The organism is Avibacterium volantium, from assembly GCF_049366555.1.
Classification (GTDB): domain Bacteria; phylum Pseudomonadota; class Gammaproteobacteria; order Enterobacterales; family Pasteurellaceae; genus Avibacterium; species Avibacterium volantium_A.
In genome coordinates this window covers 1-16,820 of sequence record NZ_JBMMGT010000040.1, presented here as the reverse complement: position 1 = coordinate 16,820, position 16,820 = coordinate 1, and the positions used below count along the sequence as shown (strand labels likewise).

Sequence of the window (16,820 nt, the reverse complement as noted above, 5' to 3'; positions counted from 1 at the left end):
CCGTAGGACCAATGTTAAAATTGGCAATGATAGGTTCTTTTGTTTCAACTCCTGTATTTGCGTGGTTGAACCTATCGTTGGTGATGAAAGGTGAACATCGTGTAAGAGGTTTCCTATTATGGTTATCTTTAGTCGGATTGGTTTACCTTGCTGGTTTCACATTGTTATTTATTGCTTCACATTTTGGTTGGATAAACTAAAAAATATTGATAAAAAAAGCCGCACTTTTAAAGTGCGGTCTTTTTTTCGCAGAATTTTATGCAATGCCTTTGTGTCTTAACAAAGCATCTAATTGCGGTTCTCTGCCGCGGAAGCGTTTGAACAACGCCATTGGCTCTTCTGAACCGCCACGGGTAAGAATTTCATCAAGGAAAGATTGCCCGGTTACAGGGTTGAAAATGCCTTCTTCCTCAAAACGCGAGAACGCATCTGCCGATAGCACTTCCGCCCATAAATAGCTGTAATAGCCCGCTGCATAACCGCCGGCAAAAATATGGCTAAAGCTATGCGGATTTCTTGCCCAATCCACACCTTTGATGACGGCAACGTCATCTTTTACCTGTTTTAAGGTGTCTAAAATTTGGTTGGGTTGGTTCGCATCAAAATAATGATGCAAACGGAAATCAAATAACCCAAATTCAAGCTGACGTAACACGAACATTGCTGCTTGGAAGTTTTTCGCTTTAAGCAACTGTTGCAATTTTTCTTTTGGTAGCGGTTCGCCAGTTTCATAATGCCCTGAAATAAAGGCAAGCGCATCTTCTTCCCAACACCAGTTTTCTAAGAATTGGCTTGGTAATTCTACCGCGTCCCAAGGCACGCCATTAATGCCAGCCACATCTGCGACATCAATTTGTGTGAGCATATGATGAATGCCGTGTCCAAACTCGTGGAATAAGGTGGTGACTTCATCGTGAGTGAATAATGCGGGTTTATCACCCACTGGTGCGTTAAAGTTACAAGTGAGATAAGCCACTGGTTGTTGAATTGTGCCATCGGCCTTACGGCGGCGACCAACACAGTCGTCCATCCACGCACCGCCACGTTTATTTTCACGGGCGTATAAGTCTAAATAAAAACTACCGCGCACTTGATCTTGGCTATCAATCAAATCAAAGAAACGCACATCTTTATGCCAAGTATCCACATCAAAACGTTCCACGGCGCGCATATTAAATAGGCGCTTGATTAGCTCAAATAAGCCTGAAAGTACGCGATCTTCTGGGAAATAAGGGCGAAGTTCTTCATCATTAATGGCGTATAAATGTTGTTTTTGTTTTTCGCTGTAAAACGCAATATCCCAAGGCTCAAGTGCGGTAATATTAAAGTGCGTTTTACAAAACGCTTCTAATTCCGCTAATTCTTGTTGTCCTTGTGCTTTGGAACGGCTTGCCAAATTATCGAGGAAATCCAACACTTGTTGCGGATTTTCAGCCATTTTAGTGGCAAGAGAAAGTTCGGTGTAATGCTCAAAATCAAGCAATTTCGCCAACTCAACGCGCAAAGTTAAGATCTCTTGCATTATGGCAGAATTATCCCATTTGCCCGCGTTTGGCCCTTGTTCTGAAGCACGAGTAACGAAGGCACGATACATTTCTTCTCGCAAATCGCGATTTTCACAATAGGTCATCACCGGCAAATAGCTTGGAAACTCAAGGGTGAAGCGATAGCCCGTTAGCCCTTTGCTTTCCGCAGATTGTTTTGCCGCTTGCAAGGCACTTTCTGGTAAGCCTGCTAATTCATTTTTATCCGTGATCACCTTATCCCAGCCCATTGTGGCATCTAGCACATTATTGCTAAATTGTGAGCTTAATTCGGATAAACGCGCCACGATTTCACCATAACGTTTTTGTTTTTTTGGTGGAAGCGAAATACCAGACAATTTGAAATCGCGCAACGCATTATCAATAGCTTTCTTCTGTGCCACGCTGTAGGTTTCATATTCTTGGCTATTTTTAAGCTGTAAATAGGCTTGGTATAAGCCTTCGTGTTGCCCTAACCAAGTGCTATATTCAGAAAGCAATGGCAAGCAAGCTTGATGGGCTTCACGTAATTCAGGGCTATTTTTCACCGCATTTAAGTGGCTCACAGGCGACCACGCTTTGCTTAAGCGATCGCCACTTTCAGTAAGCGGTTCAATAAAATTCAGCCAAGTTAAGTGCGGTTGTTTTAAAACCTGTTCTACGGTATCTCGATTTTCTTGAATTAATTGACTAATTGCAGGTTGAATATGTTCAGGTTTAATTTGCGAAAACTGCGGTAAGAGAGTTTCGCTTAACAATGGATTTGACATAAAAGCTCCTTGCTTTTAAAAGAAAGTATTAAGCTAACAAATAAGGCAAGATTTTATAATATCAAGGTTGAGAAATCTAAAAAAATATGGATAATTGAGAATAATTTTTATTTGGAAAGAAAAATGAAAGCAATTTACATCATTTTAGGATTTATTTCACTGGCGCTTGGCATTATTGGTGCATTTTTGCCCCTACTGCCGACCACGCCTTTTTTGTTGCTCACCGTGTTTTGCTTTGCGCAAGGTTCTGAACGCTTGCATAACTGGATTATTCAAACGGAGCTGTACAAAAAACATCTGCAATCTTTTAGCGAACAACGGGCTTTAACCTTAAAAACCAAAATCCGTATTCTTATTTTATCCACCACAATGCTGGCCATCGGCTTTTATTTCACGCCGACTATGTTTGGCAAAGCGGCGATTTTGCTTGGCTTGTTGATTCATTATTGGGTGTTCTTCTTTTGGATTAAAACCCTGAAAGAATAATGCGCGCGAACGGAAAGAATAATTGGTAATCAAGGGGCGTTTTTGTATAATGCCCCTATTTTTACATCAGCCTTTAAGCCAATGCCATCATTTAAACTTCCTACTATTTTGCCAAGTGCGGTGCTTTTTTGTGCAATTTTTTTCTTAACCAGTTGCGATCAACCAAAACAGGTTGCGATCCCTAATTCCGCACCAACACAAATGCCTACCACTGAGCCTGAAGTGCGTATCCCCCACTTAGTGCGCGGTGTTTATGGCGATTTAGTGATCTCTCCAGAAAAATTGCAGAATGATGAACAAGCAAATTTTTTGCGTGATATTTTAGAAGGCTTGGTGATTTACGATCCGCACGGCAATGTGATCCCTGCCGTTGCGCAGAGCTGGCAAACGAAAGATAACAAGGTGTGGACATTCACCTTGCGTGAATCAGCAAAATGGTCAAATGGCTTGCCTGTAACCGCTGATGATTTTGTGCAAAGCTGGCGAAAATTAGCCACATCAAATAGCCCGCTAAAAGAATACTTAGCCTTTATTAATCTTCAGCAGGCCGTGGAAGTTCTGCAAGGTCAAGCCGATGCGGAACAGCTCGGCGTGCAAGCCTTATCCCCACAACAATTACAAATCCGCTTAGAAAAAGCAACGCCCCATTTGCCCGCAATGTTGGCGCACCCAGTCTTATTACCGCGGTATTTTGGCGAACAGCAAGGCTTTGTGAGCAATGGCGCGTATTATGTGAAAGATCAGCAAGGTGATGAAATTCACCTAGAGCAAAATCCTTACTATTGGCAAGCAGAGAAGGTCGCCTTTTCCTTGGTTGATTATAAAAAACTCAAGCCAAATCAAGACTTAACGGGCATTGATATTGTTGCCAATCCCAAACAAAGCAATGCGCAAGTCACCTATTTGCCAAAACTTTGTACTTATTACTATGAATTTAATTTTAACGATCCAAGGCTAGCCAAAAGTGCGGTGCGAAAATCCTTAGTTTTTCTCGCTTCTGCACGAAATTTAGTGCGTGGCGAACAGCAAGCGCGTCTTGCTAGCAATCATTTTCTGCCCCAATCAATGCAAGGCGAACCTGAAAATGCGTGGTCGCCCGTACTAGTGGAACAGCTTTTACAGCAAAATGGTATCACCGAAAAATCCCCACTGGTGTTGCGCTTAACCTTTGATCAAGAAGGCTTTAATCACACCATCGGACAACGTTTAGTGCAAATGTGGTCGCAATCAGATCTCATTCATATTCAAGCTGATCCCGTGCCTTGGCAAACCTTATTGGAAAAACGCGCCAAAGGGGATTTCCAAATTATTCGTTCAGGCTGGTGTGCTGATTACAACGATCCTTCTGCATTTTTGATGAATTTTTATTCTAAAAGCCCAGATAATAAAGCGGGTTACCATAATGAAAAAGTGGACACGTTGCTAGAGCAAAGTTTACAGCCAATTTCTACGCAAAAACGCACCGCACTTTATCAGCAAATTAGCCAATTATTGCAGCAAGATAATGTGGTTTTACCCGTTTTTCAGTACACCACCCCAATTTATTTTAGCCCCAACTTACAAGGCATTGATAAACAAAATCCGACTAATGTGATTTATAGTAAGGATTTGAGATAAATAGCCCCAATAATTTTTATGAGGTTTTAAAATTATTTTGAAAAAATAATTTGTCTAATTTCACTAATTTGTGAGGCATTTAAGCCATCATCCCTAAAAAAGCTCTTGAGCCAATTTGTTTGTGTTTCTAACTTATTAGGGTGATGCCTTTTTTCGAAGCTATTTAATTTTGCTTTGGCACGATCAACATAGCTTTTTAATTTTGTTGGTTGAGCAGGAGAAAAATCCACCATTTTTATTAGGGATTTAACATCTTTTTCTGCCAGATTCTCTGCTTTTAATAAAGAGTTCACCCAATTAAATTGACTTTGAGGTTTACTTGGTAAACTTTTCGGAGAGATTTTGTTTATTTTATCAATTTGCTCCTGTATTTTTGAGGCAAATACAGTCATATTTTTAGTTTGTCTATTATCTATTGAATGCTGATTGGCTTGGGGAATATGATCTATGCTATCTAATCGCTCAGCTTGTTTGATCCGCTCTTTTGTAAGATAGTAATGAATAATAGAATCAAAGCCCTTATCTTTGGAAATAATATAAAGAGAATCAAATTGAAATTCTGTGGTAATACGCGCCATTTCATCAACAATAATAAAATCTAACGCATTTTTTCCAGCTTTTGGGCATTCAATAATACGGCAATTTTGTCCGAACATCATCAAAGATTTAATCAGCATAACAGGCAAGAGTTTTTGGTTTTCACCAATACAAAGCACAATAAAATGATCATTCGGTGATAAATAGTCTAATGTTTTAGGTTGGACATTTTCATAGTCAATAAAGATTAGTTTCATTGCATTATCTTATAAAACCTAAGAATATTTTTAATTTGCAGGCATAGCCTCTTCCACTGGAGCGGGCTGAGCACCTAAAGTTGAGGGTTTTAACACGTCCCATAGGCTTTGTCGTTTCGGTTCTGGTGCGGCTTCTCTTGATGCGGAGCAGAAAGATTGGTTACGCTCTGCCCACACTGGGATTTGCCGTGCGCTACTGCAATCCCAACCGCCATAGCTATTAATGCCGACCCATTTAATGCCTGCTGGGGTTGATGGGCGTAAGGTTTTCGCCTGCGTGCGTTGCAAGTAGTTTTTATACACCTGCAATGCGCCTGTTGCGCCTGTTAATCGCGTTTCTCCATTGTCATCACGGCCAAGCCAAACGGTGGCCACATTTTCACCGTCAATCCCCACAAACCAAGTATCGCGCGCAGAGTTTGTCGTCCCGGTTTTACCCGCTAGACGTAAATGAGCAAATTGATTTTGCAAACTGCGTGCCGTACCGCGTTCTACCGTTTGCTGCATTGCAAAAAGGGTTTCATAAGCGGCTTGCGCTGGCACAACTTGTTCTGGTTGCATTGGACGCTGATAAATAAGTTCCCCTTGCTGATTAGTAATGCTATCAATGGTGGCAAGAGGAATATTTCCCCCTTGGTTTGCAATGGTTTGGAACAATTTCGTTACTTCATAAGGAGAGATCGAATAAGATCCTAGCAACATTGCTGGCACTTTTGGAATTTTCACTTTATCCCAGCCCATCGCTTTTTGGGTTTCAATCACTTTGCTTAGGCCCACTTTCATTCCGATATTCACCGTTGGAATGTTTAATGAGCGAGCGAGCGCGTCCATTAGCATCACTGATCCACTATAACGGCGATCATAGTTGCGCGGCTGCCAAGGTGGGCTGCCTTTGGTGCGAATGGTAATCGGCTGATTTTGAATTGGCGTATTTAAACGAAATTCGCTCGGTTCAGTAAGTGCGGTCAAATAAATTGAAGGTTTTACTAATGAGCCAATTTGTCGTCTAGCATTTAACGCACGGTTAAAGCCCGCATAGTTGGTTTGCAGACCGCCCACAATGGCTTTGATCTCACCATTGCGATAATCTGCCACGATCATTGCTGATTCTAAATAAGGATTTTTATATTTTAACTGCAATTCAGAAACCGCATTAATCACCGCTTGTTCTGCATAGTGCTGCTGTTTAATATCCAAGGTAGAAAAAATGCGTGTGCCAGATAAACTACTTGCGTGATTTTCGCCTAACTGCTGGCGAAGTTCTGCCTGTAAGGTTTGAATAAAGGCAGGATATTTACGGTTAATTTGCCCACGTTTTTGTACGCCAAGAGGGCGTTTGCTCAACATATCATAAAGTTCTTGCCCAATCACTTTGTGTTCAAGCAATAAACGCAACACCACATTACGGCGTTCAAGGGCGTTTTCAGGATTGCGCCAAGGATTATACAGCGAAGGGCCTTTCACCATTCCCACCAATAAGGCGATTTGATCCAAATTAATTTCACGAATTGAGCGGCCAAAATAAAAATGGCTCGCTAATTCAAAACCGTGAATTTGCGTGTTGCCGTTTTGCCCGAGATAAATTTCGTTGAGATAGGTTTCTAAAATGCGGTTTTTGTCATAACGCCAATCTAAAATCAACGCCATCAAGGCTTCGTTGATTTTTCTTGTAAAGGTGCGTTCGTTAGAAAGGAAAAGATTTTTAACCAACTGCTGAGTTAAGGTACTTCCGCCCTGCACACGATGGCCAGCTTGAAAGTTTGCCACCATTGCCCTTGCAATGCCTAAAGGGCTTATGCCTTCGTGTTCGTAAAAACGGCGATCTTCGGTTAAAAGTAAGGTATCAATCAATAATCTTGGGTAATTTTGCAAAGAAAGGGTTAAGCGCTCTTCTTTTTCTGATTGCAACATTGCGATTAATTTTGGTGCAAGCGGAAATTCATCAATGGCTTTCACATTCACCAAATCTTCAATCACCGCTAATTTATTGTCTTTAAAGCGTAAGCGAAAAACACGCTGTGCTTCAGGTTGAACAGGAAATGGAAAAGCACCACGCAACAAAACAATGGTGTTATCTTCAATTTTGAAATCCCCTGGTGCAGCCACCATTGTGGTTTGGCGATAATCATTTTCGAGCAGGCGTTGCTTCACTTGTTCAAGGCTAAGATCATCGCTTAAACGAATGGATTCAATACGGCTATACACTTCCGCTGGCAACTGCCAGATTTGGCCGTCCATTTTGGAACGAATTTGCCCGTCTAAATAAATGCCGTAAAAAATGATGTAACACACCACGACAAACGCAACTTTTAGCAAAAAATTACGCAAACGCTTTTTGCGTGAGGGCTTGCCCGTTTTATTTGTTTCAGCCGTTGGTTGTGTTTCTGGCGTTGAGTTACTTTCTGACATTGCTCTGTTATACCTAGTTATCTGGCCCGAACCTTAGCGATTAAAGGATAAATAAGATTGTAAAAACTGCTCAAAATCTTCCAAACCACAAAAAGCTAAACTTTCTTCATCATAATAATGGAAATCTTGTTCAAGTTCTTGCTGTTCATCAATAGAAAGATTATTCGCACGCACCATCACTTCATCTGCGCTGATAAATACGCTGTATTCTGCACCGAGCAATTTAAAATCCTGCATTGGCGCTTGGCGTGCTTGATTGATAAGAGAAAGTGCGGTGGAAATTAGCTGAGAATTTGACCGCACTTCTGTATTAAGCCAATTTGCCAAGGCTTCGTGTCCCATTGAACACTTGGCTGAAATTTGTCCGCCTTGGGCAAAAAATTGATAATCCATTTTGCGAATTGGGTTAGATGCTGAAAGATGAACCGCAACCACAAGTGGTTGTGGCGTTAGGGTTATTTACCACAAAACGCGAGCCTTCCAGCCCTTCGGTATAATCCACCGTGCCGCCAATTAAATATTGCAAACTCATTGGATCAATCACTAACTGCACACCAGAATTCTCAATGGTGAGATCGCCCTCGTTTACTTTTTCATCAAAAGTAAAGCCATATTGGAAACCGCTACAACCGCCGCCTGTGATATAAACGCGTAATTTAAGCTCGCTATTTTCTTCTTCTGTGATCAAGGCTTTTACTTTATTAGCAGCCGCATCGGTAAAGGTTAAAGGGATTGCCATATCTGTCATCATTTATCTCGCTTCTATCCTTGTAAATTGTAAGTTGGCTATTATCTAATAACCAAGTAAACCATTCAAGAATTTATCAAGGATTTTTCCACGTAAAGGTGGTAAAATAGCGCACAAAATTTTTGTCAAGGAGAAGTTATGGCAATTCCAATTAGAACAGAACAAGAAATCGAAAAACTGCGCGAAGCCTGCAAATTGGCTTCAGACGTGTTAGTAATGATTGAACCCTATGTGAAAGCAGGCGTTACCACAGGGGAATTAGATCGCATTTGCCACGAGTATATGGTGGAACAACAAAAAGTGATCCCCGCTTGCTTAGGCTATCACGGCTTCCCAAAAGCTACTTGTATTTCCATTAACGAAGTGGTGTGCCACGGCATTCCAAGTGAAGGAAAACAGCTAAAAAACGGTGATATTGTGAACATTGATGTTACCGTGATCAAAGATGGCTACTACGGCGATAATTCCAAAATGTTTATCGTTGGCGAACCAAGTATTCGCAGCAAAAAATTAGTGGACGCCACCCAAGAAGCCCTATATATCGGTTTACGCACGATCAAACCGGGTATTCGCTTAAGAGAAATCGGCAAAGCAATCCAAAAATATGCGGAATCGCAAGGCTTTAGCGTGGTGCGTGAATATTGCGGACACGGTATCGGCACGGAATTTCACAACGATCCACAAGTGCTACATTATGACGGTGATGACGGCGGTGTAATCCTGAAAGAAGGAATGGTGTTCACCATTGAGCCGATGATCAACGCGGGCAAACGTGAAGTGCGTTTAATGGGCGATGGTTGGACGGTAAAAACCAAAGATCGCAGTCATTCCGCACAATTTGAGCATCAAATTGTGGTTACCGCCGATGGCTGTGAAGTGTTAACAATCCGCGAAGAAGAGGAAAAAGCAGGACGTATTCAGCGTTTTATGGTGAATGTATAATCTCCCCTAACCCCTCTTTTTCAAAGAGGGGAATTTCCTAGTGGAGATAAAGTGGAGATAACTCAAAGTGCGGTAAAAAATTATCAAATTTTCCACCGCACTTTATCTATAACAAACCTGAATAGCCCCAAAGGAACAATCCCAAATGTTTACCTACTCGCCCACAACCCCACTCAGTATTCAATCCGTCAAACAGCAAAAAGAGCAACTAAAAAACTTTGAGTTGGCTCAGTTCCAGCAATCTTCCGTCTATCAATTACTGGAAAATCGTACACAATTTTATGACGATTTATTGCGACATCTTTGGGCGCATTTTAGGCTGGATCAACATCAGGATCTTAGCCTGATTGCGGTGGGCGGTTATGGGCGTGGGGAAATGTTTCCATTGTCTGACTTGGATTTCTTGATTTTAGCGCAATCACAACCTCGCGAAGAAATTCAACAACAAATCCGTGAATTTGTGCAATTTCTATGGGATTGCGGTTTTGAAGTGGGACATTCCGTTCGCACCTTGGCAGAATGCGAACAAGCTGGGCGAGAAGATATTTCTATCGCCACCAATTTGCTTGAAAGCCGTTATTTATGCGGTAATGAAAAATTATTTGAAAAACTCACCGCACTTTTAATGCAACCTGATTTTTGGCGTCTGGCGGATTTTTATCAAGCCAAAATCGCCGAAAAAAATGCGCGCTATCAACGCTACCACAATACCAGTTATAACCTTGAACCTGACATAAAATACAGCCCTGGTGGTTTGCGCGATCTGCATTTGTTATATTGGCTTGCCCTGCGCCACACGGGGGCAAAAAACTTGCAAGATATTTTGCAAACTGGCTTTATTTATCCTGAAGAATACGATTTATTACAAGAAAAACAACAGTTTCTGTTTAAAGTGCGGTTCGCTTTACATTTAATTTTAACGCGTTACGACAACCGATTGTTGTTTGATCGCCAAGTGAAAGTGAGCGAATTGCTCGGCTATCAAGGGGAGGGCAACCAAGCAGTGGAAAAAATGATGAAAGCTTTTTTCCAAGCCTTACAAACCATTGCCACGCTCACCCACATTTTAACCAAGCATTATCGGGAACATTTTATTGATAAACCAAGTCAGCAAACTTGTTTTTCGTTGGATAACCATTTTCACCTTGCCAATAACGCCATTTGCTTAACGCAGAAAGACTGTTTTCATCAGCAGCCTGACAGTATGCTCGATTTGTTTTTCTATCTTACGCAATATCCAACGGCGGAAATTCATTCCAGCACGTTACGCCAATTAATCCGCACGATTGAAACATTTCAGGGCTATTTAAGCGACAATACGCAAGGTAGAGCAAAGTTTTTACGCTTATTTGAACAGCCTCATTGCGTGCAACGGGCTTTTTTGCCAATGCACCAATACGGCGTGTTACGCATCTATTTACCGCAATGGCAGCATATTGAGGGGCTGATGCAATTTGATTTATTTCATAGCTATACGGTTGATGAACATAGCTTGCGCGTAATGCAAAAATTAGAAAGTTTTACTCAGCCAAAAAGCCAAACAGCGCACCCGATTTGTTATGCCATTTTTGCCCAATTACCACAGCGCACTTTGCTTTATCTTGCTGGATTATTCCACGATATTGCCAAAGGGCGCGGCGGTGATCACGCTGAACTTGGTGCGCAAGATATGGCGGATTTTGCTCGGCTACACGGCTTTTCGAGCCAAGAGAGTGAATTAATGCAATGGCTTGTGGCGCAGCATTTATTGATGTCCGTTACGGCACAACGGCGCGATATTGACGATCCCAATATCGTTCTTGCCTTTGCCGAAGAAGTGAAAACTCAGCAACGCCTTGATTTGCTCACTTGTTTAACCGTGGCAGATATTTGTGCCACCAACGAAACCCTTTGGAATAGCTGGAAACGTTCTTTATTAACAAGGCTTTATCAATCCACCACGGCACAATTTAATTTAGGAATGGCCAGCTTGTTGGATAATCAAGATAAAATTGCACAGCATAAAAATCAGGCTTTGGCTTTATTACAAAAAGCCCAGTCCGATCTTGCGCAAGACGCGATTGAACAATTATGGCAGACTTTCCCACAAGATTATTTTTTACGCAACAATCCACAGCAAATTTGCTGGCACACTGGACTAATCGCCGAAAGCCGCAAGCAAAGTGCAGGGCAAAATGTGGTAAAAATTAGTAATCGTTTTTCTTCAGGTGGCACGGAAGTGTTTATTCATTGTGAAGATCAAGCCAACTTGTTCCATAAAGTGGTGAGTACCATTGGCGCGAAATGTTTCAGCATTCACGATGCGCAAATTCTCACGGCGGAAGACGGCAAGGTGTTCGATAGTTTTATTGTAACTGAATTAGATGGTTCGCTTGCCAAATTTGATCGCCGCCGTGAGCTAGAACACGCCCTGCAAAAAGCCTTGAGCGCAAACAAAATCGCCAAAGTCAGCACGATGAAAAATCATCAACTTAAGCCATTTCGGGTAAAAACCGAAGTGCGATTCTTGCATTTGGCCAAAACCACGCACACAGAAATGGAGCTATTCGCCTTAGATAAAGCAGGGCTTTTGGCAGAAATCAGCCAAATTTTCACCGCACTTCAGCTTAACATTCAAAATGCTAAAATCACAACTATTGGCGAAAAAGCGGAAGATTTCTTTATTTTAACTAATCGAGATGGCAAGGCGCTGTCGGAGCAAGAAAGGGAAGTGTTAGAACAGCAGATTTTAGCATCTATATAATAGAACACCGCTTTTTGAAAGAGCGGTGCTTTTTTGCTTATTTTTTCGCTTATTATTTACGCAAATTTTCTAAGGCTACGGCGGTGATGATGATTGCGCCACCGAGTAGCATTGTGAGGGTTGGGACTTCATTGAGCCACAGCCACGCGATTAAAATGGCGTAAACGGGTTCAAGGGAAATAATCATTGCGGCGGTTCTGGCGCTGAGTACATCAAGGCTGGAAACAAACAGGGTGTACGCAAGACTGGTACATAGCAAGCCAATGCAGGCGATCCAAAACCAATCTTGCAATGATACTGTCGGTAATTCGTTGGCATAAAACGGTAAAAGCACGATAACGCCCACTAAATATTGCCACCAGCTGGCTTGGCTGCCTGAAAGTATGCCGCGATTTTTACGGTTTAGCACCGCAAGCAAGCCGTAAATGGCGCCTGAAAAAATGCCCCATAACAGGCCTTGTGTGGATTGATTGCCAAATTCAAAAGCGGGCGTAACAAGGATTAAACCAAGCGTAATGGCGAGCAATAAGAAAAACTCGCGCAATTTCAACCGCACTTTAAAAATCAGCATTTCAAATAAGCATACAAAAGCGGGGAAACTGGCAAAGCCGAGCGTTCCTACTGCCACGCCGCCCACTTTAACCGCAATATAAAAGGTAACCCAATGGGCGGTGAGCAAACTCCCCAACACAAATTGTAACAAAATGCCTTGTGGGGAAAGTTTGGTTAAGGGCGTTTTCTTATACAAGAAGAACAGGGAAAGTGCCGCCAGTGCGATAAAAACGCGTCCTAGCACCAACACGCCTGCGCTGCTTTCAATAAGCACGCCTAGCACGCCGGTTAAACCAAATAACACCGCGGTGCTATGCACTTTGAGCAAAGCCAGCTGATATTGTTTGTTCGCGTTTTCCACTTTCCCCCCTATTCTTGGCTATTTTTCGTTACGCCGTTTTCATTTCAGCGAAAGCCTTATCGGCGGCTTGTAAGGTGCGTTCAATATCTTCATCGCTATGCGCTAAAGACATAAATCCCGCCTCATAAGCAGATGGCGCAAGATACACACCTTGTTCAAGCATTTTATGGAAAAACTGTTTGAATTTTTCCGCATCACATTTCATCACTTGCTGATAAGTGCTGACTTCAGGCTGATCGGTGAAGAAAATACCAAACATTCCGCCCACATAATTCACCACAAATGGAATGCCGTGTTTGTCGGCGAGTGCTTTTAAGCCAAGGGCTAATTTTTCTGTTTGCTCAGCCAGACGCTGTTGATTGCCTGCTTTTTTCAGCTCGGTTAAACAAGCCAGCCCTGCCGCCATTGCGATTGGGTTGCCTGAAAGCGTTCCTGCCTGATAAACAGGGCCCGTTGGCGCGATATATTGCATAATTTCTTTTTTACCGCCAAATGCGCCCACGGGCATTCCACCACCGATCACTTTACCAAGGGTGGTTAAATCAGGGGCTACACCATAATATTGTTGCGCACCGCCTAATGCCACACGAAAGCCTGTCATCACTTCGTCAATAATTAACAATGCGCCATATTGATCACAAAGTTCGCGCAGTTGTTGTAAAAAGCCAGCTTTTGGTGGAATACAATTCATATTGCCTGCCACTGGCTCAATGATCACACAAGCAATGTCATCAGGATATTGCTCAAAGGCTTGCTTAACAGAATCAATATTGTTGTATTCGCAAGTTAAGGTGTGTTTAGCAAAATCTGCTGGCACTCCGGGGGAGCTTGGTTGACCAAGGGTTAGCGCGCCAGATCCTGCTTTTACCAGTAAACTATCAGAATGGCCGTGATAGCAGCCTTCAAACTTGATGATTTTATCTCGTTTGGTATAACCACGCGCCAAACGAATGGCAGACATTGTGGCTTCCGTTCCCGAACTCACCATTCGCACCATTTCGATCGAAGGCACAAGCTGACAAACCAGCTCTGCCAAGTCAATTTCTAACGGCGTAGGCGCACCAAAGCTTAAGCCTTTTTCTGCGGTTTTTAACACCGCACTTAAAATGGCTGGGTGGTTGTGGCCTAAAATCATCGGCCCCCAAGATCCCACATAATCAATGTACTGCTTGCCGTCTGCATCAAAAATATAAGCGCCCTCAGCGCGATCAATAAATACTGGCGTGCCGCCAACCCCATTAAACGCACGAACAGGGGAATTCACTCCACCAGGGATCACTTTTTGCGCTTGGGAAAAGAAATTTTCTGAATGGTTCATTGTTTGTCCTTTATCTTGTTTAAGAGAAAAATTGAGTAAAATTGTGGGCTATTGTACTGTAAAACTATCAGCAGCCCCAAAAATTTATAAAAATATTTATGCGCACTTTTGCCTTTATGGTATGCTTTCGCCACTCATTTTTTACTGAAATTATTCATTATGTTGTTGAGTTTTCTGCTCACATTTCTCGGCGCACTGCTCTCTTTATTCGCAATGCGTCCGATTGCGCAAAAAATCGGTTTAGTGGATAAACCAAATTACCGCAAACGCCATAAAGGGGCAATCCCTCTGATTGGGGGCATTTCGCTATTTATCGGTAACTGCGTGTTCTATTTTTTAGAATGGGATCAAATGCGGCTGCCAGCGCTCTATCTTTTCAGCATTTTTGTGCTGTTAGCCATTGGTATTTTAGACGATCGCTTTGACATCAGCCCGTTTATTCGCGCAGGAATCCAAGCCTTTCTCGCCATTTTAATGATCGATATGGGCAATATTTATCTTGATCATCTTGGACAAATTTTAGGCCCGTTCCAATTAACGCTCGGCTCAATTGGCTTGATGATCACGGTGTTCGCCACCATCGCAGTGATCAACGCGTTCAATATGATAGACGGCATAGACGGCTTGCTCGGCGGCTTATCCAGCGTGGCGTTTGGTGCGATTGGCATCTTGCTGATAATGGATAACCAAATGGATCTCGCCTATTGGAGTTTCGCCTTAATCATCGCTATTTTGCCTTATTTAATGCTCAATCTTGGTATTCCTTTTGGCACAAGATTTAAAGTGTTTATGGGTGATGCAGGCAGCACGTTGATCGGCTTTACCATTATTTGGATCTTGCTACTTAGCACGCAGGGCAAAGGTCACCCAATGAACCCAATCACCGCACTATGGATTATCGCCATTCCCGTGATTGATATGATCGCCATTATTTACCGCCGCTTACGCAAAGGCAAAAGCCCATTCCGCCCAGACAGGCTGCATATTCACCATTTAATGGTGCGCGCAGGGCTAAGCTCACGCCAAGCCTTTTTATTAATCACCTTTATCGCCGCGCTATGCGCAGGTTTTGGTATTTTAGGCGAAGTGTATTACATCAATGAATGGATAATGTTTGTCGGCTTTATTCTGTTATTTTTCATTTATGTCTTTTCTATCGCCAGAGCGTGGCGCATCACCCGTTGGGTAAGAAGAATGAAACGCCGCCATCGCCGTTTAGCACAACAATAGGAGAAAAGAATGCAATCACAAAATGCAGCAAAGAAATCTTTTATCATTATTTTAGTAACGATCATTTTTGCTTTAGCTGGGTATGGCGCAAGTTTCTTGCAAAAGCCACAATGGAAAGCAGAAGCAAAGATCTATCAACCAACCACAAATCAATTAGGCAACTATTATGCCTTAGCTTCAATGTATCAATTTATCCAAGGTAAAAACGAGCCTGAAACATTGTTAGTAAATAAAGTGTATGATGAGTTTAAACGTCAGCTTTCTGCTTACGATAATATTCGTCAATTTTGGCTAGAAAGCTCTTACTATAAACAAAGAGAAACAGGGAATGCACAAAATGATGAGGCGTTGCTTGAGCAGTTGGTAAAAACAGTAAAATTTTCCACCGCACTTAAAGGACAGGCTGAAACGCTTTCTATACAGTTAGACAATCCTAAGCAAGCCTTGGAAATGCTCAATGCATTTATAGCACAAAGCAATCTTGCTGCAAGAGAGGTAATTTATAATGAATTGATAGGGCAGTGGAAAAATTTATTTAATCAGGTAAATAGTGCTGCCCAATTAAAGTTAGGGGCAACCTTGCAGGGTAACGCACTTGGTACACAAGATTGGCAAGGAAAATTGAATATGATGAAATCAGTTAATCCCCTTGATAATAATTTGACTGCTTACCGTTACCTTAAATCCCCAACTCAGCCACTCAATCCTGAACGTTCTGTGTTATATTGGGTGTTGTGTGCGGTAGGATTGGGGTTAGTTGTTGGAATGTTCCTAGCAAATACATTCACAAGAAAGACTAAAAAAGAAAGCGTGGAAGAATAGAAGAGCGGTTGGATTTTTAAGAGTTTTATAAAAGATAGACAAGTATTTTATGTTTTATAAACAAATTGAACAAAAAACTGTCTTGTGATAAAAAAAATAAAAAAAATACTAGACAAGCTATTTGGAAACTCTTAATATACGCCCCGCAACGACGCAGTGAGATATAAAACGCGTTCGTAGCTCAGTTGGATAGAGCGTTGGCCTCCGGAGCCAAAGGTCGCAAGTTCGAATCTTGTCGAGCGCGCCAGAGTCAATGCAATGCAACAATGGTGGCTATAGCTCAGTTGGTAGAGCCCCGGATTGTGATTCCGGTTGTCGTGGGTTCAAGTCCCATTAGCCACCCCAATTCCTGTCGGCGAGTAGCGCAGCTTGGTAGCGCAACTGGTTTGGGACCAGTGGGTCGTAGGTTCAAATCCTATCTCGCCGACCACTTTTGCTCTTTAACAATCAATCAGACAATCTGTGTGGGCACTTGTTGATTCTGGAAAAACTTAAAAGATTTAGA

General features: G+C 42.2%; 13 protein-coding genes, 3 tRNA genes and 1 pseudogene. 10 read left to right on the top strand and 7 right to left on the bottom strand.

Annotated features, from left to right (window positions below):
- A pseudogene (locus tag ACLS0A_RS10510) lies at positions 1-200 on the top strand (divalent metal cation transporter); the annotation flags it as partial.
- Positions 201-256: 56 nt separating this feature from the next.
- On the opposite strand, the gene prlC reads toward ACLS0A_RS10510, so the two are convergent.
- Positions 257-2,293, bottom strand: coding sequence for an oligopeptidase A (gene prlC, locus ACLS0A_RS10505; protein WP_416083426.1), 2,037 nt, complete (start codon positions 2,291-2,293; stop codon positions 257-259).
- Between the two features lie 123 nt (positions 2,294-2,416).
- Between prlC and ACLS0A_RS10500 the strand changes: the two genes are divergently transcribed.
- Together ACLS0A_RS10500 and ACLS0A_RS10495 are read left to right on the top strand one after the other, a co-directional pair.
- A complete protein-coding gene (locus ACLS0A_RS10500; RefSeq protein ID WP_103855603.1) occupies positions 2,417-2,779 on the top strand; it encodes a YbaN family protein in 363 nt (120 codons plus the stop codon).
- Positions 2,780-2,860: 81 nt separating this feature from the next.
- Entirely contained in the window at positions 2,861-4,396 is a 1,536-nt protein-coding gene (locus ACLS0A_RS10495; protein ID WP_416083434.1) for a peptide ABC transporter substrate-binding protein, read from the top strand.
- A gap of 32 nt (positions 4,397-4,428) precedes the next feature.
- On the opposite strand, the gene ACLS0A_RS10490 is transcribed toward ACLS0A_RS10495, so the two are convergent.
- The 4 genes from ACLS0A_RS10490 to erpA are packed head-to-tail and all read right to left on the bottom strand — an operon-like array spanning position 4,429 to position 8,347.
- On the bottom strand, positions 4,429-5,190 hold the full coding sequence (locus tag ACLS0A_RS10490; protein ID WP_416083427.1) for a PIN domain-containing protein: 762 nt from the start codon (positions 5,188-5,190) through the stop codon (positions 4,429-4,431).
- A gap of 30 nt (positions 5,191-5,220) precedes the next feature.
- The gene (gene mrcB, locus ACLS0A_RS10485) at positions 5,221-7,599 is read right to left on the bottom strand and encodes a penicillin-binding protein 1B (protein ID WP_416083428.1); all 2,379 of its coding nucleotides are present in this window, start codon (positions 7,597-7,599) and stop codon (positions 5,221-5,223) included.
- Positions 7,600-7,632: 33 nt separating this feature from the next.
- Positions 7,633-7,992, bottom strand: a complete 360-nt coding sequence (locus ACLS0A_RS10480; RefSeq protein ID WP_103854092.1) for a YacL family protein — start codon at positions 7,990-7,992, stop codon at positions 7,633-7,635.
- Between the two features lie 13 nt (positions 7,993-8,005).
- On the bottom strand, positions 8,006-8,347 hold the full coding sequence (gene erpA, locus ACLS0A_RS10475) for an iron-sulfur cluster insertion protein ErpA (protein ID WP_103854093.1): 342 nt from the start codon (positions 8,345-8,347) through the stop codon (positions 8,006-8,008).
- A 138-nt stretch (positions 8,348-8,485) separates the two neighbouring features.
- On the opposite strand from erpA, the gene map reads away from it, so the two are divergent.
- Positions 8,486-9,289 carry a type I methionyl aminopeptidase gene (gene map, locus ACLS0A_RS10470; RefSeq protein WP_416083429.1) on the top strand — a complete coding sequence of 268 codons (804 nt, stop codon included), beginning with the start codon at positions 8,486-8,488 and terminating at the stop codon, positions 9,287-9,289.
- Positions 9,290-9,434: 145 nt separating this feature from the next.
- Complete coding sequence (glnD, locus tag ACLS0A_RS10465) at positions 9,435-12,032, top strand: bifunctional uridylyltransferase/uridylyl-removing protein GlnD (protein WP_416083430.1); 2,598 nt, start codon at positions 9,435-9,437, stop codon at positions 12,030-12,032.
- A gap of 52 nt (positions 12,033-12,084) precedes the next feature.
- Here glnD and ACLS0A_RS10460 read toward each other — a convergent pair whose 3' ends face one another.
- Together ACLS0A_RS10460 and hemL are read right to left on the bottom strand one after the other, a co-directional pair.
- Positions 12,085-12,945, bottom strand: coding sequence for a DMT family transporter (locus ACLS0A_RS10460; RefSeq protein ID WP_115249969.1), 861 nt, complete (start codon positions 12,943-12,945; stop codon positions 12,085-12,087).
- A 28-nt stretch (positions 12,946-12,973) separates the two neighbouring features.
- A complete protein-coding gene (gene hemL / locus ACLS0A_RS10455) occupies positions 12,974-14,263 on the bottom strand; it encodes a glutamate-1-semialdehyde 2,1-aminomutase (RefSeq protein WP_416083431.1) in 1,290 nt (429 codons plus the stop codon).
- Positions 14,264-14,422: 159 nt separating this feature from the next.
- Here hemL and wecA point away from each other — a divergent pair, with 159 nt between their 5' ends.
- The 5 genes from wecA (at position 14,423) to ACLS0A_RS10430 (ending at position 16,745) form a co-directional block, all read left to right on the top strand.
- Positions 14,423-15,493 (top strand): UDP-N-acetylglucosamine--undecaprenyl-phosphate N-acetylglucosaminephosphotransferase, encoded by a 1,071-nt coding sequence (wecA, locus tag ACLS0A_RS10450; protein ID WP_416083432.1) that lies wholly within the window; start codon positions 14,423-14,425, stop codon positions 15,491-15,493.
- A gap of 9 nt (positions 15,494-15,502) precedes the next feature.
- Complete coding sequence (locus tag ACLS0A_RS10445) at positions 15,503-16,315, top strand: Wzz/FepE/Etk N-terminal domain-containing protein (RefSeq protein WP_416083433.1); 813 nt, start codon at positions 15,503-15,505, stop codon at positions 16,313-16,315.
- Positions 16,316-16,485: 170 nt separating this feature from the next.
- Positions 16,486-16,562: transfer RNA gene (locus ACLS0A_RS10440), tRNA-Arg, on the top strand.
- A gap of 22 nt (positions 16,563-16,584) precedes the next feature.
- Positions 16,585-16,660 (top strand) — tRNA-His (locus ACLS0A_RS10435).
- Positions 16,661-16,668: 8 nt separating this feature from the next.
- Positions 16,669-16,745 (top strand) — tRNA-Pro (locus ACLS0A_RS10430).
- Positions 16,746-16,820: the final 75 nt, after the last annotated feature.